The sequence below is a fragment of the Algibacter lectus genome, from assembly GCF_004368925.1.
Lineage (GTDB): Bacteria > Bacteroidota > Bacteroidia > Flavobacteriales > Flavobacteriaceae > Algibacter > Algibacter lectus.
Genome location: NZ_SORL01000008.1, coordinates 430,860 through 451,667 on the forward strand (window position 1 = coordinate 430,860; position 20,808 = coordinate 451,667).

The 20,808-nt window shown below is 34.3% G+C and carries 17 protein-coding genes; 4 read left to right on the forward strand and 13 right to left on the reverse strand.

The genetic code is table 11. From position 1 onward, the window contains the following. Positions 1-17 precede the first annotated feature (17 nt). Positions 18-2,714 (reverse strand): TonB-dependent receptor, encoded by a 2,697-nt coding sequence (locus DFQ06_RS10265; protein ID WP_133967561.1) that lies wholly within the window; start codon positions 2,712-2,714, stop codon positions 18-20. A 5-nt stretch (positions 2,715-2,719) separates the two neighbouring features. Then, complete coding sequence (locus DFQ06_RS10270) at positions 2,720-3,121, reverse strand: response regulator (RefSeq protein ID WP_042496120.1); 402 nt, start codon at positions 3,119-3,121, stop codon at positions 2,720-2,722. Between the two features lie 171 nt (positions 3,122-3,292). Between DFQ06_RS10270 and mfd the strand changes: the two genes are divergently transcribed. Further along, entirely contained in the window at positions 3,293-6,643 is a 3,351-nt protein-coding gene (mfd, locus tag DFQ06_RS10275) for a transcription-repair coupling factor (RefSeq protein ID WP_133967563.1), read from the forward strand. Between the two features lie 69 nt (positions 6,644-6,712). Beyond that, the gene (locus DFQ06_RS10280; RefSeq protein ID WP_133967565.1) at positions 6,713-8,056 is read left to right on the forward strand and encodes a TlpA family protein disulfide reductase; all 1,344 of its coding nucleotides are present in this window, start codon (positions 6,713-6,715) and stop codon (positions 8,054-8,056) included. 8 nt (positions 8,057-8,064) lie between these two features. Here the strand turns inward: DFQ06_RS10280 and DFQ06_RS10285 are convergent, their stop codons facing one another. The 7 genes from DFQ06_RS10285 to DFQ06_RS10315 all read right to left on the reverse strand — a co-directional run bounded on the left by DFQ06_RS10285 (position 8,065) and on the right by DFQ06_RS10315 (position 15,912). After that, positions 8,065-8,424 carry a YraN family protein gene (locus DFQ06_RS10285; protein WP_042496124.1) on the reverse strand — a complete coding sequence of 120 codons (360 nt, stop codon included), beginning with the start codon at positions 8,422-8,424 and terminating at the stop codon, positions 8,065-8,067. 15 nt (positions 8,425-8,439) lie between these two features. Then, complete coding sequence (locus DFQ06_RS10290; protein ID WP_042502364.1) at positions 8,440-9,600, reverse strand: metal ABC transporter permease; 1,161 nt, start codon at positions 9,598-9,600, stop codon at positions 8,440-8,442. Further along, entirely contained in the window at positions 9,593-10,720 is a 1,128-nt protein-coding gene (locus DFQ06_RS10295) for a metal ABC transporter permease (protein ID WP_133967567.1), read from the reverse strand. Before DFQ06_RS10295 ends, DFQ06_RS10290 begins: the two co-directional genes overlap by 8 nt. Before the next feature lie 53 nt (positions 10,721-10,773). Further along, positions 10,774-11,511 carry a metal ABC transporter ATP-binding protein gene (locus tag DFQ06_RS10300; RefSeq protein ID WP_042496127.1) on the reverse strand — a complete coding sequence of 246 codons (738 nt, stop codon included), beginning with the start codon at positions 11,509-11,511 and terminating at the stop codon, positions 10,774-10,776. Next, a complete protein-coding gene (locus DFQ06_RS10305) occupies positions 11,508-12,482 on the reverse strand; it encodes a phosphotransferase (protein ID WP_042496129.1) in 975 nt (324 codons plus the stop codon). The genes DFQ06_RS10300 and DFQ06_RS10305 overlap by 4 nt, the downstream gene beginning before the upstream one ends. A gap of 236 nt (positions 12,483-12,718) precedes the next feature. Then, complete coding sequence (locus DFQ06_RS10310) at positions 12,719-13,624, reverse strand: metal ABC transporter solute-binding protein, Zn/Mn family (RefSeq protein WP_074936687.1); 906 nt, start codon at positions 13,622-13,624, stop codon at positions 12,719-12,721. Positions 13,625-13,662: 38 nt separating this feature from the next. Further along, entirely contained in the window at positions 13,663-15,912 is a 2,250-nt protein-coding gene (locus DFQ06_RS10315) for a TonB-dependent receptor (RefSeq protein ID WP_133967569.1), read from the reverse strand. A 102-nt stretch (positions 15,913-16,014) separates the two neighbouring features. On the opposite strand from DFQ06_RS10315, the gene DFQ06_RS10320 reads away from it, so the two are divergent. Then, on the forward strand, positions 16,015-16,671 hold the full coding sequence (locus DFQ06_RS10320) for a metal-dependent transcriptional regulator (protein ID WP_133967571.1): 657 nt from the start codon (positions 16,015-16,017) through the stop codon (positions 16,669-16,671). An 81-nt stretch (positions 16,672-16,752) separates the two neighbouring features. Beyond that, a complete protein-coding gene (locus DFQ06_RS10325) occupies positions 16,753-17,292 on the forward strand; it encodes a hypothetical protein (RefSeq protein WP_042502352.1) in 540 nt (179 codons plus the stop codon). Here the strand turns inward: DFQ06_RS10325 and DFQ06_RS10330 are convergent, their stop codons facing one another. The 4 genes from DFQ06_RS10330 to DFQ06_RS10345 form a co-directional block, all read right to left on the reverse strand. Then, the gene (locus tag DFQ06_RS10330; RefSeq protein WP_052415204.1) at positions 17,293-18,171 is read right to left on the reverse strand and encodes a 3-keto-disaccharide hydrolase; all 879 of its coding nucleotides are present in this window, start codon (positions 18,169-18,171) and stop codon (positions 17,293-17,295) included. It abuts the gene before it with no gap. Positions 18,172-18,245: 74 nt separating this feature from the next. Next, complete coding sequence (locus DFQ06_RS10335; protein WP_074936683.1) at positions 18,246-18,383, reverse strand: FeoB-associated Cys-rich membrane protein; 138 nt, start codon at positions 18,381-18,383, stop codon at positions 18,246-18,248. Positions 18,384-18,396: 13 nt separating this feature from the next. After that, positions 18,397-20,496, reverse strand: a complete 2,100-nt coding sequence (feoB, locus tag DFQ06_RS10340) for a ferrous iron transport protein B (RefSeq protein WP_074936680.1) — start codon at positions 20,494-20,496, stop codon at positions 18,397-18,399. Then, complete coding sequence (locus DFQ06_RS10345; RefSeq protein ID WP_042496137.1) at positions 20,489-20,725, reverse strand: FeoA family protein; 237 nt, start codon at positions 20,723-20,725, stop codon at positions 20,489-20,491. The genes feoB and DFQ06_RS10345 overlap by 8 nt, the downstream gene beginning before the upstream one ends. Between the last annotated feature and the right edge of the window lie 83 nt (positions 20,726-20,808).

Genomic DNA, 20,808 nt, shown 5'->3' on the forward strand with positions numbered 1-20,808 from the left:
CATTAGATTTCATAACATTATAAACGTAACAATATTTTAGCAAATACGTTGGCGCCGTTTACACCAAATTGCTGCACACGCCTACTGTAAACCAAACTTCCATTCACCGTATTAGCCGAGTGTGTATGCTTGTTTGGGTATACATCAAAAATATTATTACACCCAACTGTTGCTTGTAGCCAATTCTCGTAATTATAAGTTACATACAAATCGGTTACAAACTTTGGATCGAATTTTTGATCGCGAGTTTCAACATTACCCGTAAACTCATTAAACTCCCAATTACTTGAATCACCATCATCTGGGTGAATATACATTACGCTTCCAAAATAAGTACCCACTAAATTGAATTTAAAATCATTAATTTCATAATTCAAATACGAGTTTATCTTCACTTTTGGTTGAGCAGACTCTATTCTAGAACGCTCTTCTCTGTTAAATAAAGATTCAATATCACTATCTACAATATTACTTCTATTTACTTTAGTCACTTTGGTTTCAGTAAAATTAGCCGAAACCTTTCCGCTTAATTTACCTGCTCCTATTTTATTTTTGTAATGGAAAGACATTTCTACACCATTAGTTCTTGAATCTATTGCATTGGCAAAAAACTGAGCAGCCGTAACATTAAACGGCGCCAATAAATCTTCGTAACCCTCATCAAACTGTCCTGATAGCACAATTCGATCTTCAATATTGATATTATAATAATCAAAAGAAAGCGTGTATTTATTTTCTATTTTAGTACTTAAACCAAGGCTAAAATGTTTTGATAATTCTGGTTTAAGCTTGCTTACCTCAAAAGCATCGGTTACCAAAGTACTTTCATGGTTAAACGTACCAACCTGACTAATATCCCCATCAAAAAACTGTGTGCTAATTTTTTGAAAAAACACTTGATGCATAGATGGTGCTCTAAAACCTGTAGAATAACTAGACCTCAACGAAGTCTTTTTACCAAACTTATATCGAGCAGAAAGTTTCCAAAGTGAGTTTTCTCCAAAATCGTTGTTAGATTCATATCGAAACGCACCTTTTATAAGCATCGGCTCAATAGGCTTCAACTCAGCATCAACATATCCAGAAGCATTAGAACGGTAACGAATAAGTTCATCTTGTGGTTGTATACCAGGAAATACTTGAGCACCTATAATTTTAGGTCTTAATTCTCCATTTTCATCTTCATACATTACATCACCATTAATATACGAATCTTCTTCGCCAGAAATAATCTCGTAACGCTCCACACGTAGTTCGCCTCCAAAGGCCAAGTTAAGTCCCTTCATAACATCAAAAGGTCTGCTAAAATCTAAATTAGTGGTATTAAGTTCGTATTGATAACCACCAGATTTAAACGTTCTAGGTGAAATAACACCAAGCGATGCATTGTTAGAATTGTTAACCGTAAAATCTATACTATTAGACCCCATGGAATGACTAAAGTCGATATCCCAACCATTTTTTTCGCCTCGAATCCCGAAGGTAACGGCATCATCTTGAATGTTTGTTAAAATTTCTGGTGAAAATCCATTTGGATGAAGCTCTTCTACAACACGATCGGTTTCTCCAGGAAAACGATAAAACCCTTTTGAAGTACCTTCTCTAGAATTACGCCCACCAAAAAAGTAAAGATTAGCTTTATCAAAAAGTGATAATTCACCATTAAATGCTAAAGCCGAGTTTCTAGTTGCAGCACTACCAACTTCCATCACTTGTTGATTTTTATAACCTGTTTGAGAGAAAAAATCGTTATCTTCTATCAATTGGCTATCCAAGACATCATCATTATCAACATAAACATTTCCGGTATAGTTGCCTGCTCTATTTGTAGCTCCTCTATCTCTAAACTCTCCGGTAATATTTATAAAACCTGTATTACCTATTTTTAAACCAAAATTTCCACTAAAATAATGGTTAACACCATCTTTTTCTGTATTGATTTTAGTTCCTGTATCAATATCGATAACATCCGTTTGTTTCTTTAAAACAATATTAACAACTCCTGCAATAGCATCCGATCCGTACTGAGAGGTTGCGCCATCTCTTAAAATTTCAATATGATCGATTGAAGATACCGGTATCGCATTAAAATCCGTACCCACACTACCTCTACCAATAGTATTATTTACATTTAGCATAGACGATGTATGGCGACGCTTTCCATTTATTAAAACCAAAAGTTGGTCTGGCCCTAAACCTCGTAAAGTTGCCGGATCGATATGGTCTGTTCCATCGGAAACCGTTTGTTGGGTAGAATGAAACGATGGCACTAAAAACTGTAGTAATTCACCTAATTCAAAATGAGATGAATTACTTATTTCTTCGGGGGTTATAATCTCAATAGGCACCGTAGTTTCTAAAGCAGATTGCGGTTTAGATCGTGTACCTAAAGACACGGGCTCATCCGCAGAAAACCCCGTTTCTAAACGAAAATCAGCAGTAACACTATCTCCAACCTTAAGCGAAATGGACTTACTTTTACTATTATACATAATGAAGGATGCTGTTATCACATAATCTCCTTCCTCAAGCTCTAGTTTAAAATCACCGTTTATATTGGTAGTTGTTTGTACTTCGTAACCTTCAACACTAATTAAAGCTCCTGGCAAAGCACCAAAAGCATCCGAAACATTTCCTTGTACAGAAGCTCTATTTTGCGCACAAATAGTAGCACTAACAAATAAGCATATTAATAGAGTTATTCTTTTTTCCATGTGGACTACTTCTCAAAATTCAAAGCTTCATCTAAAAGAGTTACAGACAATGGTTTGTTTATATAACCATCTATAAAGCAAGAAGCCTTTGCTTTTTCTTGATCATTCGGGTTGGATGACGTGGTTAACATAATAATTTTAATACTAGATGTAAATTCTTTATCTAGCTTACTATATTCTTCTATAAACTCCCAACCATTCATGGCCGGCATATTAATATCAAGAAAAATAACCTCTGGTTTTTTAACTAAACCCTCCATCGCTTTTTGTAGATAAACCAACGCATCAGCGCCACTATTTACAGACTGTATAGAATTAAATGTATTATGTTTTTTTACTATTTTTTCGTTATAAAAATTAGTAAACTTATCATCATCGATAAGTAAGGTAGATTGGTAAGGGACCATTGAGAGTTTTTTGCTATTTCTTTTTTTTAAAAATTCTCATCTTATTCAGATAAAAAATGCAAATTACTCAATATGCTCTTAACTTTCTAGAGATTTCATTAAAAAATACAAAAGAGTCTCATTTTAAAAACATTTTAAAACTTATCTTTGCACTCGTAAAACCCTAATTACGTGAGTAAATCTATCCTCTCGCAAACATATTTACAGACTTTGCAAAAGCAGAATCTGCAAAATGCTGTTGCCAAAAGCGAAAATAAAATACATCTTACCGGCTTAGTTGGCTCTTCGCTATCTTTTATAATATCAAGTATTTTCAAGGAATCGGACAAACCTTTTCTTATTGTTTTTGATGATAAAGAAGAAGCCGCTTTTTATCTAAACGATTTAGAGCAACTTTGCAATGATAAAGACGTACTATTCTACCCTGGAAGCTATCGTAGACCCTACGAAATAGAAGAAACCGATAACGCCAACGTACTTTTACGTGCCGAAGTTTTAAACCGTATAAACTCGCAAAAAAAACCAGCCATAATTGTTACTTATCCCGATGCCCTCTTTGAGCAAGTAGTTACCAGAAAAGAGCTAGAACGCAATACTTTAAAAGTAGCAGTAAACGATAATTTATCAATCAATTTTGTAAACGAAGTTCTTTTTGAATATCAATTTAAACGTGTTGACTTTGTTACCGAACCTGGAGAATTCTCGGTACGTGGTGGTATTATTGATGTATTTTCGTTTTCTAATGATGAGCCTTATCGTATTGAGTTTTTTGGGGACGAAGTAGATAGCATTAGAACCTTTGATGTGGAAACACAGCTTTCCATAGATCAAATAAAAAAGATAAACGTTATCCCAAACGTTGCCAATAAACTTCTAGAAGAAAAACGCCAAAGCTTCCTTAAATACATTGCACAAAAAACAGTAGTTTGCTTAAAAAATGCGAACTTAATTTTTTCGAGAATTGATGATTTTTACAACAAAGCAGAAATTGCTTATAAAAATTTATCTTCGGAAATAAAACAAGCCCAACCAAATGAACTTTTTTGCAATTCAACCTTATTAAAAAAGCAATTACTCGATTTTTCTATTATTGAATTTGGTAGCACGTCTATAATGACAAAAATTGGTAGCGTTGTACAAAAAGTAGAATTCAAAACCACACCGCAACCATCTTTTAATAAAAAATTCGATTTATTAATTGAAGATTTAAACAGCAACCACAACAAGGGTTACACAAACTACATTGCCTGTGTAAGCGAGCAACAAGCTAAGCGTTTTCATGATATTTTTGACGATGTTGAAGGCGAAGTATCTTACCAAACTATTGTACTTTCACTGCACCAAGGCTTCATAGATCACGACACCAAAATAGTTTGTTATACAGACCATCAAATTTTTGAACGTTACCATAAATTCAACGTAAAAAATGGTTATGCTAAAAAACAAGCCATTACTTTAAAAGAACTTACAAACCTAGATATTGGCGATTATGTAACACATATAGACCATGGTATTGGACGTTTTGGTGGACTTCAAAAAATTGATGTTGAAGGCAAAAAACAAGAAGCCATTAAATTGGTTTATGGAGAGCGCGATATCCTTTACTTAAGCATCCATTCCCTACATAAAATCACCAAGTTTAACGGTAAAGACGGAAAACCGCCTAAAATTTACAAACTAGGCAGCACAGCCTGGAAAACCTTAAAACAAAAAACCAAAGCACGTGTTAAGCACGTTGCTTTCAACTTAATAAAACTTTACGCTAAGCGAAAAACAGAAAAAGGCTATCAATACAATCCTGATAGTTATATGCAACATGAATTGGAAGCTTCTTTTATTTATGAAGATACGCCAGACCAAAGTAGTGCTACCGCTGATATAAAGGTCGATATGGAAAGTGAGCGTCCAATGGATCGTTTAGTCTGTGGTGATGTTGGTTTTGGTAAAACCGAAGTTGCTATTCGTGCCGCTTTTAAAGCCGTAGACAACGGCAAACAAGTCGCTGTTTTAGTACCAACAACCATTTTAGCGTATCAACATGCCAAAACATTTCGTGAGCGCTTAAAAGACTTCCCGGTAACGGTAGATTATGTTAACCGTTTTAGAACAGCAAAAGAAAAACGCACCACTCTAGAAGGTTTAGAAAAAGGTAATGTAGACATCATTATTGGCACACACCAACTTGTAAATAAAAATGTAAAATTTAAAGATCTTGGTTTATTAATTGTAGATGAAGAACAAAAATTTGGAGTTGCTGTAAAAGAAAAACTAAAAACATTAAAAGACAATGTTGATGTATTAACATTAACCGCAACACCTATACCTCGTACGTTACAATTTAGCTTAATGGCTGCCCGAGATTTATCAGTTATTACAACACCACCACCAAACCGATATCCTATAGAAAGTCATGTTATTCGTTTTAACGAAGAAGATATTCGTGATGCGGTGAGTTATGAAATTGAACGTGGTGGACAAATTTTCTTCATTCATAATAGAATAGAAAACATAAAAGAAGTTGCAGGCCTTATTCAGCGTTTAGTTCCAGATGCTAAAATTGGTATTGGTCACGGGCAACTAGATGGTAAAAAACTGGAACAACTTATGCTATCTTTTATGGATGGCGAGTTTGATGTTTTAGTAAGTACAACTATTATTGAAAGTGGTTTAGATGTACCAAATGCAAACACCATCTTTATAAACAATGCCAATAATTTTGGCTTAAGTGATTTACACCAAATGCGTGGTCGTGTTGGGCGAAGTAACAAGAAAGCCTTTTGCTATTTTATTACACCAGAATACTCTGCCATGACCGACGATGCCAGAAAACGTATTACCGCACTAGAACAATTTACGGAGCTTGGTAGCGGATTTAATATTGCCATGAAAGATTTAGAAATTCGTGGTGCCGGAGATTTATTAGGTGGCGAACAAAGTGGTTTTATAAATGAAATTGGGTTTGATACCTATCAAAAAATATTAAGCGAAGCCATAGAAGAACTTAAAGAAAACGAATTTAAAGATCTATACGATGAACCTGAAGAAGATCGTGTTTATGTTAAAGATGTTACCATCGACACCGATTTCGAACTACTTTTCCCAGACGATTATGTAAATAACATCGCAGAAAGATTAAGCTTATATACACAGCTAAATAATTTGAAAACCGACGATGAATTGCATACTTTTGAAACAGAATTAGTCGATCGTTTTGGAGAATTACCAATACAAGTGACCGATTTATTAAATAGTGTCCAAATAAAGTGGTTAGCAACCAAAATTGGTTTCGAAAAAGTAGTGATGAAACAAGGTAAACTTATTGGTTATTTCATTAACGACCAACAAAGTAACTTTTACCAAAGTTCTGGTTTCACTAAAGTTTTACAGTTTGTTCAAAAAAATCCAGGCGCATGTAAAATGAAAGAAAAACAAACTCGAAACGGATTAAGGTTAATGCTAACTTTCGATAAAATAAAAACAGTAAAACAAGCACTAAGCGCTTTACAACCTATTGTGGCTTAATTCTTGTTTCATTTTAAATAAAAAACATATTATATCTTCAATTAGAAGAAAACAAATACATCCAAAACCGTGAAACGCTTATTATTTCTTTTTACCCTCATACCAAGTATTTTATTAGCACAACACAGCATTAAAGGCACGTTTTCCCCTGCCAAAGAATACAATTTTGCTCTACTCTATAAGGTAACTCCAACCTTATCGGAATATATTTCGAACACCGAAATAAATAAAGAAACGGGAGGTTTTGAGTTTCAACTTGACTCTACAAGAACAAAAGGTATGTATCGTGTGGTTTACGCTATACCGCAAGAGGATTATAATTTCGACATTATTTATAACGGTAAAGAAGATATTGAATTAACCTTTAACTCTGAAACTGGTGTTACTTTCAAAAAATCTGCCGAGAATAAGTTATTAACATCGTACACCAATAGCATGTCTATGGTTACGCAAAGTATTGGAAATTATTTTAGAGAAGAAAGTAAAAACACCAAAGCTTTAAAGTCAATCTTTAAAACACAACAAGAAACACAAGAAAACTTCGAAAAAGCTGCCGAAGGCATGATGGCTTTAGATTTTATAAAGGCCAATAAACCTTATATCCCAACCGATTTTGAAGATCTAAAAACGTATATAAACAACTTAAGACTGCACTATTTCGACCATATAGATTTTAACAGCAAAGCATTACAGAGCTCTAATTTTTTAGAAGAAAAAATGCTGAATTATGTTTTTGGAATGTCTTCTGACATTGAAGATGAAGCTACAGTTTACAAGAATAACATTGATGTTTTTCATGACGTTCTAAAAACAACACCACAAGGCGTAAAACGTATTTTATTAGTCGATTTATGGCAACAAATGGCAGACTTAGGTTTTGAGTCGGTTGCTAACTATATTTCAGATAAATATTTAATGCCGGTTGCAAAATCGTTAAATGATAAAGATTTAATCGATGGATTAACTCTATTTAAAAACACATCAATAGGTAGAAAAGCACCAGATTTCGAATTAGAAATCAAAAAAGATAAAACCTTAGTTAAAACACAATTAAGCGCAATAAACGTAGCAAAAAAATACATTGTGGTTTTCTGGAGTAGTACATGCTCGCATTGTTTAGATGAAATTCCTCAATTACACAGCTTCGTAAATACTCTAGAAAAAGGTGACGTAAAAGTAATTGCTGTAGGCTTAGAAGATGATCCGTATAAATGGAAAGACCTAACCTATACTTACACTAGCTTTATTCATGTTTATGGTGAAGGCCGTTGGGAAAACAAAATTGGAAACGACTACGGTGTAACATCGACACCAACATATTTCATTTTAGATAAAGACAAAAAATTCATTTCAAAACCAGAAGATTTTAAAGCTTTAAAAGCATATTTCGGAGAAGAAGTTGAGGAAGAATAAATTAGTTTTTAAAAGTGGTAAAAAGCACCTTCTAAGTGCTCAATGTGAAAATCCTTTCTTTGCTTTACAATAGCAACAACATCAAAACGAACTTCTACATCGAGATCGTTTGCAATCACATACGCATCAATAGCTTTTACTAAACGTTGAATCTGTTTTGGTTTTACAAAATCTTGAGGATTTCCGAAGTTATTAGTAGATCTTGTTTTAACTTCTACAACCGCCAGAACATCTTCTTTTTTCGCAATAATATCAACTTCCGCCTTTTGGTATCGGTAATTACGCGCCACAATAGCGTATCCGTTTTTCAACAGAAAATCGACAGCTAACTGCTCTCCTTTTTTACCGAGTTCGTTGTGTTTTGCCATGGCATCAAAGTTTATTTATCCTCTAAACAAGAAGAAATCATCTTTCATATCTTCAATTTGAGCATCTTCATTAGTGATAATATAATCAATTGCTTTAGATGTAAAAGCATCGCCTTTTTCCGTTAAAGACACAATGTTTTTTTCAAACTGAATCATATTGTTTTTAAGCGCCAAATCTAATACCGTTTTAGAACGCACTTTTTGCCAATTAATATGTTCGTTAAGGTGATTTACATGGCGTTCGCGCTCTTCTGTATGGTTTTTTAAATGAAGAAGAAATGTTAATAACGATACTTCTGTACGCTGTTGCTTTTCTCTATAAATGACAGCAATAACACCTTTACTTGGCGCAAACAAATAAACAGCCAAAAACAACAAACCGAGCATGGTTGTTATAGATCCTGCAATGGAAGCATCGAGAAAATGCGCTAACCAATATCCAGAAATCGCACTAAATACACCAAAGCAAATGGCTAAAACAAGCATTCGTTTTAAATTATTAGTCAGTAAATAAGCTGTAGCCGCAGGAGAAATCATGAGAGCAACCACCAAAATAGCTCCAACAGCATCGAAAGCACCAACTGTAGTTATAGACGATACCGTCATTAATCCATAATGTATAACTGCCGGAGAAAACCCTAACGAAGCCGCTAAACCAGCATCAAAGGTGCTTACTTTTAATTCTTTGAAAAAAGCAACCAACAAAGCAATGGTTATTAACAGAATAACACCAATAACCCATAAAGATTTTGGTCCAACATCAACACCCGAAACTATAAATCTATCAAAAGGCGTAAAGGCAAGTTCCCCAAGTAAAACGGCATCGATATCTAAATGGACATCGTTAGCGTTTTTAGCAATCATAATAACACCGATACTAAACAAAATAGGGAACACTAAACCAATAGCAGTATCTTCTTTTACTAACCCAGTTTTTTGGATATACTCTACCAAAACAACTGTAATAATACCTGTTAAAGCCGCCAATAATATAAGTAATGGTGAATTTAAATCTTGCGTAATAAAAAAGCCAACAACAATTCCTGGTAAAATAGAATGACTAATAGCATCGCTAATCATCGCCATTTTTCTAAGCACCAAAAATGTACCAGGAATGGCACATGCAATGGCAACCAAACTAGCAATAAGCTGTATTTCAATTTGTGCGTTACTCATCATTATCGTTTTGTTGATTATACAAATTAGATGCTGTTTTATATCCTTCTTCCGTTAAGCTCCATTTTTTTCCTTTAAGGGTAACGTAACGTTTATCGACTAATTTCTGGAGCGTTCCTTTTGTATAACCTTGAAAATTATTTAAAATTTTAATGGTATGCGGATGAGAGATATTATCATGCGTTTCCGCAATATGAAACATGAAAGCTAAAGTTTTATGCAGCTCTAAATCTCGACGGTTTTTAATAAATCGAATTTGTTTAAAAAGCAATCCACGACTTGGCGAAAATATAAACGACACCAAAACAAAAACACCAGCAACAATAACAATAACTGGCCCTGTAGATAAATTATTTTGACTAGAACTAATAGCTGTTCCAAAAACTCCTGAAAAAGCACCAAAAATAGCGGCTAAAAACACCATAAGCCCTAAGCTATTTGTCCATTGGCGTGCAGCAGCAGCAGGCGCTAAAAGCATAGCACTCATAAGTACAACACCGACCGTTTGCAAGCCTAAAACAATTGCTAAAACAATAAAAGTTGTAATTAATATATCAATAAATTTGGTATTAAAACCAAGTGTTTTAGTGTAATCGGCATCGAAAAGCAGTATTTTAAACTCTTTCCAAAAAAGTAATAAAACAAATAAACACACACCGGTTACAATAGCCATTAACCAAACATCGCTCTCCACTAAAGTTGCTGCCTGACCAAATAGATACTTATCTAAACCAGCCTGATTAGCATTAGGTTGTTTTTGAATAAAAGTTAAAAGCAACATACCGAAACCAAAAAACAAAGATAAAATTAAGCCTAAAGCGGTATCAGATTTTAAATGTGTTTTCTTGATAATACTTCTAATCCAAAACGTTCCTAAAAGTCCACTAACCAAAGCCCCTAAAAGCAACACATTACTATCCTTTGCACCTGTAATTAAAAAGGCAATCGCAATACCCGGCAAAGCCGCATGCGAAATAGCATCGCCCAAAAGACTCTGTTTTCTTAAAACTGCAAAGCTACCAAGCATCCCGGTAACAGCGCCAAGAATGGCCGTACCAAGCGTTATGGTTCTAAGTGTATAATCTGTAAAGACTAGATTAAAATATTCTGTTATGTCCATTTCTATTATATTGAACGCATTGTTTTTGTTGCAACAAGCCTTATAAACTATAATTATTCCTGAATACTCACTTTATAATTTATACCGTAGGTTTTCGTTAAATTATCGTCGTTAAAAATATCCTTAACGGGACCTGTGGCAATTTTTTTCACGTTTAAAAAGGTAACCCAATCGAAATACTCAGGAACAGTTTGTAAATCGTGGTGCACTACAACCACCGTTTTACCAGCTTTTCGAAGTTCTTTCAAAATATTGATTATCGCAATTTCGGTAGTAGCATCTACACCTTGAAACGGCTCGTCCATAAAATAGATCGATGCATTTTGCACCAAAGCACGTGCTAAAAATATACGTTGTTGTTGCCCTCCGGAAAGTTGACTAATTTGCCTGTTTTTAAAAGCAAGCATACCAACTTTTTCCAACGCTTCTAAAGATTCTTTTTTTTCTTTTTGTCCTGGACGCTTAATCCAACCTAAACTTCCATAAGTTCCCATAGTAACAACATCTAAGGCCGTAGTCGGGAAATCCCAATCCACACTTCCTTTTTGTGGCACATAGGCTACTAAATGACGTTGTTTTTCGTAGCTCTTGCCAAAAATAGACACACTGCCTGCAATAGGTTTTAAAATTCCTAAAATAGATTTTATAAGCGTGGATTTTCCTGCTCCGTTTGGTCCAACAATAGCCATAAGTACACCTTCGGGAATTTCTAAATCAATATCCCAAAGTACGGGTTTGTAGTTATACGCTACCGTTAAATCGTCAACCTGAACTGCTATATTTTTTTTCATGTGTTTTCAATTTTATAATAATCACTCCATGATCTAAATCTACCTACAAACATTTTTAGGTAATTTTCTGTCAGGAAAATATTAGACCAATCGAATCGTTGAGCCTGAACGCCAAGATAGAACACAAAAACCGCAAGTCCAGCTTTTGGCAATAGTTGTAATTCTTTTTCTGGTATTGTATTTACGCTCTGATAGCCTTTTAAAAAGCTTTCCTTTTTTGCTTCGTATTCTTTTTTATCTATTTCTATATGAAACAATTGTTTACAAAAATAACCAATATCCAAAATTTGTGATCCGTTACCACAAAAATCAAAATCGAAAATGGTTATCTCAGTTTGGTTTGCAATACTCATATTATCATACCAAATATCTAAATGCACCACACCTTTTCGAGTATTTTCAAACTCGGCATCTTCGAAAAACCCTTCTATAGATTTCACAAATTCCATCTCTGGTAAAGCCTCTGAAAAGTATGATTTTAATTTTTGATATGGTAATTCTAAAAGTGATTTTTTGTTATAAGTAATCCGCTCGATAATTTGGTCTTGGCTGGCATGGTGGATTTTACCCATTAATTCGCCAATAGCGTAACACATATCTGTATTTAAAAATCGAATTTTATCGCCTTCTGCAAACGAAAACAGTACAGCATACCGAATACCTTCGGGTGCTTTTACAGTTTGTATATACGTTTGGTTTTTATCTAAAACCGGCACAGAAACACCTAAACCGTTACTTTTTAGTTTGTTTAAAAGTGTTAGCTCTTCGCTTATTTCGGTTTCAGAACGCCAATTGTAACAGTAAACCCGAAGTACATATTTTGTTTTTCCGTTGGAAATAAAATAGGTGTGATTCATTCCTGTTCTAAACAACGTGCACACGTAGCTCGTATCTAGCCCGTATTGTTCTTTTGCAAATTCTCCAAGAGCTTTCGCAGATAGGGTTGATGTTGTAACAGGAAATGTATTCATGTTTTTTTTTACGGTTTTGAGCCTATGTATAAACTTTACTGATTCCTTTTTTGAATTACGTTTTACACTTGCTTTTGCGGATGATTTAGCCCTGATAGCAGCGGCATCCTTTTTTTTAAAAACTCACTTTATTGTATGCACCAACTCTAATTTAACAACTTTTTTCAAAGCTATAAAAACTAGCTTTTACTAAAAAAAGATATAGCGAATAGCAGGATTAGCTTCTAATAAAAAACTTATTTCAAAGCGTTAACTATAGTGTTTACATTATACTTAAACATACCGATATACGTGCCTTCGGGAGTTCCTGGAGTACCAAGCGCATCGGAATAAAGAGACCCACCAATATCGACGTTGTGATCTTTAGAATTTACAGCAGCTTGCAGCGCCTCAATGGTGCGTTTAGGCACTGAACTTTCTATAAAAATGGCTTTAATTTTGTTTTCTATAATGAAGGCTGACAGGTTTTGAACATCTTGCACACCAGCCTCGGTTGCTGTTGAAATACCTTGTAGACCGCGTACTTGAAAACCATAGGCTTTACCAAAATAATTAAAGGCATCGTGTGCGGTTACTAAAATGCGTTTGTCTTTTGGAAGCGTTTCGATAGTACTTTTTAAAGTAGTTTGTAACGCTTTTAACTCCACGATATACTTGGCGCTATTGGCTTGAAATAGGTCTTTTTTCTCAGGAAGTGCTTCGGATAATTTATCGGCTACAAATTGGGTGATTTGAATCCAATATTCGGTATTAAACCAAATGTGTGGATCGTAATTTGATGCAAAATACTCTGAACCAATTAGTGTTTTTTCGTCGATAGCATCGGAAAGTGCCACCGTTTTAATGTTTCGCATTTTTTCGAAAATCTCTACGAGCTTACCTTCTAAGTGCAGACCATTGTAAAAAATAATATCGGCACCAGACAACTTACTTACATCGCCTTCACTGGCTTTATAAAGATGCGGATCTACACCGCTCCCCATTAAACCTTGTACATTTACCTCATCGCCAGCTACGTTTTTAACCAAATCGGTTATCATGGATGTGGTGGTAACAATATTTAGTTTTTGGTTGGCTTTTTTATCTGTTTTGCAGCTAAAAACAATTAAGCTAACAAAAAGTATGTAGATGTATTTTTTCATGAATTTTAATTTTTGTGAAATTACTAAAAAGCAATTAATTATCTCAATGAATATCTTAAACCTAAAAAGGCTCTAATTCCTTGGTTTGGTGCGTAAACATAAGTTGGATCGAAAGTTAGTCCGTAAGGGTTATCTGGAGTAACTTGTGCGTTGCCATTGTTATCGAAAGTGACGTCTTTATCGAATGGATCGTTTGCCCGAGCAATAATAAATGGATTACCTTTATTTGGCGTCCAGTTTAATAGGTTTTTAACACCGCCATAAATTTCTAAATTTTCGAGACCATCGAAGGTTAATTGTATATTTTGAATACTCCAAACGGGTGAGTTTTGGCTTCTAGGATCTAAATCGCTCAATAAAGGCAAGCGCATAGGGCCATAAATATTACCGGTATAATCTACCGATAAATTATATTTATAATTTTTATAGGTTGCCGCCCAGGTACCAGTAAAACGCTCAGTAAGTATTTGGCGTTCTTTTATACCATTTTCTGTTTGCGACACATCTTGAAATGTACCACCAACAAGAAGTTTAACACCGCTTGTTACTATAGCGTCAAGGTTAACGCTTACTCCTTTTGTTACGGCTTTACCATCTAGATTATCGTATATAATTTGATTTGGATTAGTATCATAATCTGGTAAAATTAAGTTTGAAAAATGCGTATACCATGTCGAAATATCTAAACCTATAATAGACCCAGATTTTGTGTAAAATTTTTTAAGATAATTCAGGTTTATATTAACAGAGCGTTCTGGTTTTAATGCTTCGGCAATTACAACATCTCTGGCTCCAGTAAGTGCCGCATGCTCTTCAGTAAAAATATTAACAACTCTAAAACCTGTTCCGGCATTTACCCTAAAAACATCATCGGGTGTTGGCTTAAATTTATACGCAATTCGTGGCGTGAATATATTGCCGTGTCTTTTATCGTAATCGTAACGCGCACCTAACAGTAAGGTGTTTTTTTTGCTTATTTTTATTTCATCTTGCGCAAAAACAGAAGGTATAACCACCTCGTCGGCACCTAATGTTGCTGGTGTACTATCGTTATAGTAATTATATCTAGCTGCTGCTCCAAAAAGCAAATCGTGATATTTAAGAGATTTATCCCAAGTAAATTGCCCGAAACCTATTTTTTGTTGCGCTAAAAATGCCGTGTCTCCATAAACGGAATTTTGGTCGTGATCTGTATATGAGAATTGAAACATCACCTTTTCTTTAATTGGCAATTGATATTTACCTAAAAGCTCCCCACGCTTGGTATAAATACTTTCTCCGTAGATTTCATTTCCACCTCTAAAACCGGAATTCCATTGCATCTCCCCGCCCCATCGATCTTCGTAAAAAACACGACCAGCCAAAGATAAAACTCTGTTTTCTTTACGTTTAAAATTCCATTTTTGGAAAACTGATATTCTATTCTGAAGCGTTAAATCTGTAAAATTATCACCATTATTATCTATAGGATTATTGTAGTTAAAGTAGTTAACACCAAAAAGTAAGTTGGCTTTTTTTCCAACTCTAGTATTAAAACCTAAATCCAAATTAACCTCTCCCCAACCTGTTGCGTAGCTATCCGCAAAGAAACGCGGTGCATTTTCGGGTAACTTAGTAATAATATTAATTAAGCCTCCAACAGCTTCACTTCCATAAAGAGATGATGCAGGACCTTTTACAATTTCAATTTGTTCTATTAAAGAATTTGGAATTCCAGACAACCCATAAACCGTAGAAAGCCCACTTACAATTGGCATACCATCTATTAAAACTAAAGTATACGGACCTTCTAAACCATTGATATGAATATCTCCCGTATTACAAACATTGCAATTTATTTGAGGGCGTACACCATTTACGTTCTGTAGCGCTTCGAAAATATTTGGCGTCGGATTCTTCTTTAAAAAAGTGGTAGAATACACTTCTACAGGCACCGAACTATCCAATCTAGAAACAGCTTTTAGCGTTCCTGTTACTACAACCTCATCTAACAATTCAGATTCCGGCAAGTTAAAATTGATAGTTACATCTTTTGATTCGGACACCGTTATGCTTCTTCTTTGTGTTTGATAACCTGTAAACGAGGCGATGATAGTATATTTTCCTGGTGAAACATTTTTAAAGCTAAACACACCGTTATCATTAGAAACCGCACCTTTCTGAGTTCCTTTTAAATACACATTTACATACGGTAACGCATCTCCATTTGTAGATGTTTTGCCTGTTACAGTTTGTGCGCTTACCACATAACTTAACAGACATAAAATTACAAATATTAGATTCCTCATGTTTTTAATTTTTGACAAATATAAAAATATTTTTAGACAAGTCTAAAAATATTTTTAAAGTTTTAATTATTATATATTTGTGACATCTCTAAAAAAAGCATCATGGTTACCCTTACGGAAGAAAATTACATCAAAGCTATTTACCACTTAGGCAAGCAAGGCGAAAACAACGTTAGCACAAATGCCATTGCTAAAGAAATGGAGACTAAGGCCTCTTCCGTCTCTGATATGGTGAAAAAACTTTCAGAGAAAGGCTATGCTGATTATAAAAAATACCAAGGGGTTACTTTAACGAAAGAAGGAAAACTTATCGCTGTGAACATTGTTAGGAAACATAGGTTATGGGAAGTGTTTTTATCTGAAAAACTAAACTTTTCCTGGGATGAAATACATGATGTTGCAGAACAACTAGAGCACATAAAATCAGATAAGCTTATTAAACAATTAGATGCATTTTTAGATTACCCATCTCACGATCCGCATGGTGACCCGATTCCGGATGAGAACGGAAGAATACAAAGCATCGATAAAATATTATTATCTCAAGCTCAAGTTAATAATATTTGTATTTGTGTTGGGGTTAAAGATTCTTCTTCTGAATTTTTAAAATACCTAGACAAGCACTGTATAGCCTTAGGTACAGAGCTAAAAGTAACCAACAAAGAACCTTTTGACAACTCGATAACGATTACCATAAATCATTCAGAATTTATAATTTCTAATATTATAGCCAATAATTTATTTGTGAAATTAGCCTAACTCCTGTTTTGTAAAAAAGTATTACAAAACTAGTATAAGGCACGAATTTTGATAAAATTTACATATCCAAAAATTCAAAATATGAAGTCGTTTTTACTTGTTTTTGTAGTTGCATTCTGTTTTTCTTGCATTCCGGTACGCATTGCCCCAACCATTAAAACCGACAAAGTTATGGTTGCGAAAAAATTTAAACGCAAGTTACCCAAGCGTCAAGCTTTTATTTTTGAAGACCCAAAAAACGCCAACGAGTTTTATAATTATGTAAATACAAAGCATGAATTACAGTTTCAAGATGTCGAATTTAATGTTCCTTTTGAAGTTGATGGTACACTGTTTTACTTCTCATTTCACGAAGTAGAAATCCCAGACAAAACTATCAATCTTATCCCTATTATAATTGATGCTAAATTAGACAACGGTGGTAACAGCCCATTATTTGAAGATAGTTACACATCAAGACAAGGCAACTGGTATATTGCCATTACCGTAAACGATGAAGCTATGAATGATTGCTTAAAACCTAATAGCGTATATAAAGCATCCGTTTTAAAATATTTAAAACAGATGCGATTAGAATACTTAAATACAAGCAATTATCTAGAAGCTTTACTAAGACGATAATTAACTTTTTTTAAAACGCACTTGCTTTCTAATTTTCTTCGGAAACTTCTTGATTGAAGTTAAGGTTAAATCTTTATAATAACATTCGGCAGCTTCCGATTGGATTTGAATTTGCCCTTTATTTAAAATTTCACCTTTATCATTCTTTGCATTTTCAACAACCATAACCACATAACCATTTACTACGTGCACTGCATTATTTCCTAATACATAAATCTCTAAAAGATTCCACTCGCCATGAGGCGCATCGTGCTCTGATCCTGCATTAATATATCCGTTTGCCTCAAAATACGCATCGGAATTTGGGTTGTATTTTTTAGACTCACCTCTAACTACAGCTGTAGGCTTACCCCTTTTAGGACTCGCTGTTCCGCCACCTAAAGGAATAAAATCTCCTAAATCTGTTTCTTGTACTTGATATTCTAGAGATGTTTTCCAGGTCTTCCAAAAAGCCCCTTGTTCACCATAACAATGGTAAAGAATACCACTATCGCGTTTTGCATCTAATCTTGGCTCCCATTTTTTATCACCCCATTTAAACAAGGTGCTTAAATGATAATTTTCGTAGTCTTTTTTAGTGTTTATTCCGCCTAAAATTTCACCACTAATATGTAATATTAATTCACCGTTTTCTTCATTCACAGTAAAAACATCTTTAATATCGTTGTTTAAACCTAAAGCGGTACCGTTATGCACATTATCAGATTGATATGTACCTTCTGGCAAATCGGTAACAGTAGCATGTGGAACTCCTATCCATTTTTCAAACTGACTTAAATCCTTATCCAGTAAATGAATGGTTTTAGAGCTTTTTTGAGCTGCTACAGTTAAACTAGTTAAAATTAAAAATAGGGAAATGTACTTGAATTTAGAATACATGGTTGGCTTATTTAGTTTAGCCAAATATAGATATATTCTTAAAAAGTAAGTAATATTTGCTCTATGAATATGTTTTAATGACAGCCGCAACCATCATCTCCACCGCAGGCCTTTTTAGTACTCGGTTTCTTTACGAAGTATTTTTTAACTAAAGACCAAACCGCAAAGGCTACAGCTGCAAAAACGAGTATATTTTGAATTATAGTATTCATTTTATTTTAGTTTTTATTTCAATAATTGAAAAGCAATTAAAGCTGTAATATAAGCAATTGCCGTCATGATTACCAATTGCCAAACTGGCCATTTCCAGCTGTTAGTTTCACGTTTCACAACTGCCAACGTACTCATACATTGCATCGCGAAAGCGTAGAATAAAAGCAACGAAATACCTGATGCCAACGTAAACAACGGCCCTCCTAAAACAGGGTTAACCTCTTTAGCCATTCGGTTTTTAATAGTATCTTCATCATCATTTCCAACACTATAAATAGTAGCCAATGTTCCAACAAAAACCTCACGAGCAGCAAAACTACTTACAATAGCAATACCAATTTTCCAATCGTATCCCAAAGGTCTAATAGCAGGTTCAATAGCATGTCCGGCAATACCAATAAAGGAATGCTCTAATTTATGCGAGGCTATTTTTTGTTGCAATTCATCGTCAGATAAATTATTAGCAACGTTTTCAGTTTTAATAATTTCTTCAGCATTATTAAAATTATCGCCTGGTCCATAAGACGCCAAGAACCAAAGCACAATAGAAATCGCTAAAATAATTTTACCAGCACCAAATACAAAAGACTTCGTTTTTTCGATAACCGTAAGCGCAACATTTTTAAAAAGCGGCAACTTATAGTTAGGCATTTCTACCACAAAAAAGGTTTTACTTTTTATTTTAAGAATCTTATTTAAAATATACGCCGAAACTACTGCAGAAACAAAACCTAGTAAATACAACAACATTAACGTTAATGCTTGATATCCTAAACCTAAAAACCGACCTTCTGGAATAACCAACGAAATAATAATTAAATACACTGGTAATCGAGCCGAACAGGTTGTAAACGGCGTAACCAAAATGGTAATTAATCGCTCTTTCCAACTTTCTATATTTCGGGTGGCCATAATAGCTGGAATAGCACAGGCTGTACCAGAAATAAGTGGCACAACACTTTTTCCGCTAAGACCAAAACGCTTCATAATGTTATCCATCAAGAATACCACACGGCTCATATACCCACTTTCTTCCAAAACCGAAATAAAGAGGAACAAAAACGCAATTTGCGGTATAAAAATCACAATTCCGCCAAGACCAGAAATAATACCTTCGGCTAATAAATTAGTAAAAGCACCAGATGGCAATGTGGTTTTCACCCACTCGCTTAACGATGCAAAAGCCCCGTCTATTAAGTCCATTGGCACACTAGACCAATCGTAAATTGCTTGAAAAATAGTAAGAAGAATAAAAAAGAAAATAACATACCCCCAAACTTTGTGAGTTAGAATTCTATCGAGCTTAGACCGTAAATCTTTAGCTTGAGTAACATCTATAGTTTTTCCTTTTTTAAGAACATTGTTTATAAACTGATACCTTTTTATGGTTTCACGCTGTTGTAAACGCTTTAAATCGCCACTGGTTTTAGTTTTAAAACTTGCTATGGCATCAATTTCATTTCTATCGGTTTTTCCGAAGTTAACATCTTGAGTAATTACTAGCCAAAGTTTATAAATAAGTTGATTAGGAAATGCCTTTCTTAGCGCATCGAAATAAGGTTTATCAATTTCCGAAGGATCTAAACACGGTGTTACCGAAAGATCACGATAATTAGTAATAAGTTCTTTTAACCTATCTATCCCTATGTTTTTACGTGTACTTATTAATGCAATTTTAGTTTGAAGTTGTTTTTCTAAATAATCAATATCCAACGAAATACCTTTATATTTCATCCTGTCAGACATGTTTATCACTAGAATTGTCGGAATTTCTAAATCCTTAATTTGAGTAAAAATTAAAAGATTTCGTTTTAAATTCTCTACATCACTAACAACAACGGCAACATCTGGATAATCTTTATCATTTTTATTTAAAAGCAATTCGATAACCACACTTTCATCTAGCGACGAAGCATTTAAACTATAAGTTCCGGGTAAATCAATAATATGCGCCTTTACACCACGTGGCAACTTACAAACCCCCTCTTTCTTCTCCACCGTAATGCCTGGGTAGTTTCCAACTTTTTGGTTTAACCCTGTTAAAGCATTAAAAACCGATGTTTTACCCGTATTTGGATTCCCTATTAAGGCAACGTTTATTTGCTTACTCATGCGTTATTTTTTCAATTAAAATATGCGAAGCCGTTTCTTTTCTAATCGCAACATGCGACCCATTTATATTTAAATACATAGGATCCTGAAAAGGAGCAAACTGAATTAACTCGACAAAATTCCCTGGCAAACATCCCATTTCTAATAATTTTAGTGGAATATTTTTAGATGAAACATCGGTAATAACACCGCGTTCGCCTCGTTTTAGATGTGCTATAGTGTATTGCAAGCTTATTTAGATTGATTTTAAAGAAGCAAAAGTAATGTAAATGTTTAGAAGTTAAAAAGTTTATCGAAAATAGTTTGAGGATT

Coding starts and splice junctions, on each gene's coding strand:
- DFQ06_RS10265 (WP_133967561.1), bottom strand. CDS start 2,714: ATGGAAAAAAGAATAACTCTATTAATATGCTTATTTGTTAGTGCTACT.
- DFQ06_RS10270 (WP_042496120.1), bottom strand. CDS start 3,121: ATGGTCCCTTACCAATCTACCTTACTTATCGATGATGATAAGTTTACT.
- DFQ06_RS10285 (WP_042496124.1), bottom strand. CDS start 8,424: ATGGCAAAACACAACGAACTCGGTAAAAAAGGAGAGCAGTTAGCTGTC.
- DFQ06_RS10290 (WP_042502364.1), bottom strand. CDS start 9,600: ATGAGTAACGCACAAATTGAAATACAGCTTATTGCTAGTTTGGTTGCC.
- DFQ06_RS10295 (WP_133967567.1), bottom strand. CDS start 10,720: ATGGACATAACAGAATATTTTAATCTAGTCTTTACAGATTATACACTT.
- DFQ06_RS10300 (WP_042496127.1), bottom strand. CDS start 11,511: ATGAAAAAAAATATAGCAGTTCAGGTTGACGATTTAACGGTAGCGTAT.
- DFQ06_RS10305 (WP_042496129.1), bottom strand. CDS start 12,482: ATGAATACATTTCCTGTTACAACATCAACCCTATCTGCGAAAGCTCTT.
- DFQ06_RS10310 (WP_074936687.1), bottom strand. CDS start 13,624: ATGAAAAAATACATCTACATACTTTTTGTTAGCTTAATTGTTTTTAGC.
- DFQ06_RS10315 (WP_133967569.1), bottom strand. CDS start 15,912: ATGAGGAATCTAATATTTGTAATTTTATGTCTGTTAAGTTATGTGGTA.
- DFQ06_RS10320 (WP_133967571.1), top strand. CDS start 16,015: ATGGTTACCCTTACGGAAGAAAATTACATCAAAGCTATTTACCACTTA.
- DFQ06_RS10325 (WP_042502352.1), top strand. CDS start 16,753: ATGAAGTCGTTTTTACTTGTTTTTGTAGTTGCATTCTGTTTTTCTTGC.
- DFQ06_RS10330 (WP_052415204.1), bottom strand. CDS start 18,171: ATGTATTCTAAATTCAAGTACATTTCCCTATTTTTAATTTTAACTAGT.
- DFQ06_RS10335 (WP_074936683.1), bottom strand. CDS start 18,383: ATGAATACTATAATTCAAAATATACTCGTTTTTGCAGCTGTAGCCTTT.
- feoB (WP_074936680.1), bottom strand. CDS start 20,496: ATGAGTAAGCAAATAAACGTTGCCTTAATAGGGAATCCAAATACGGGT.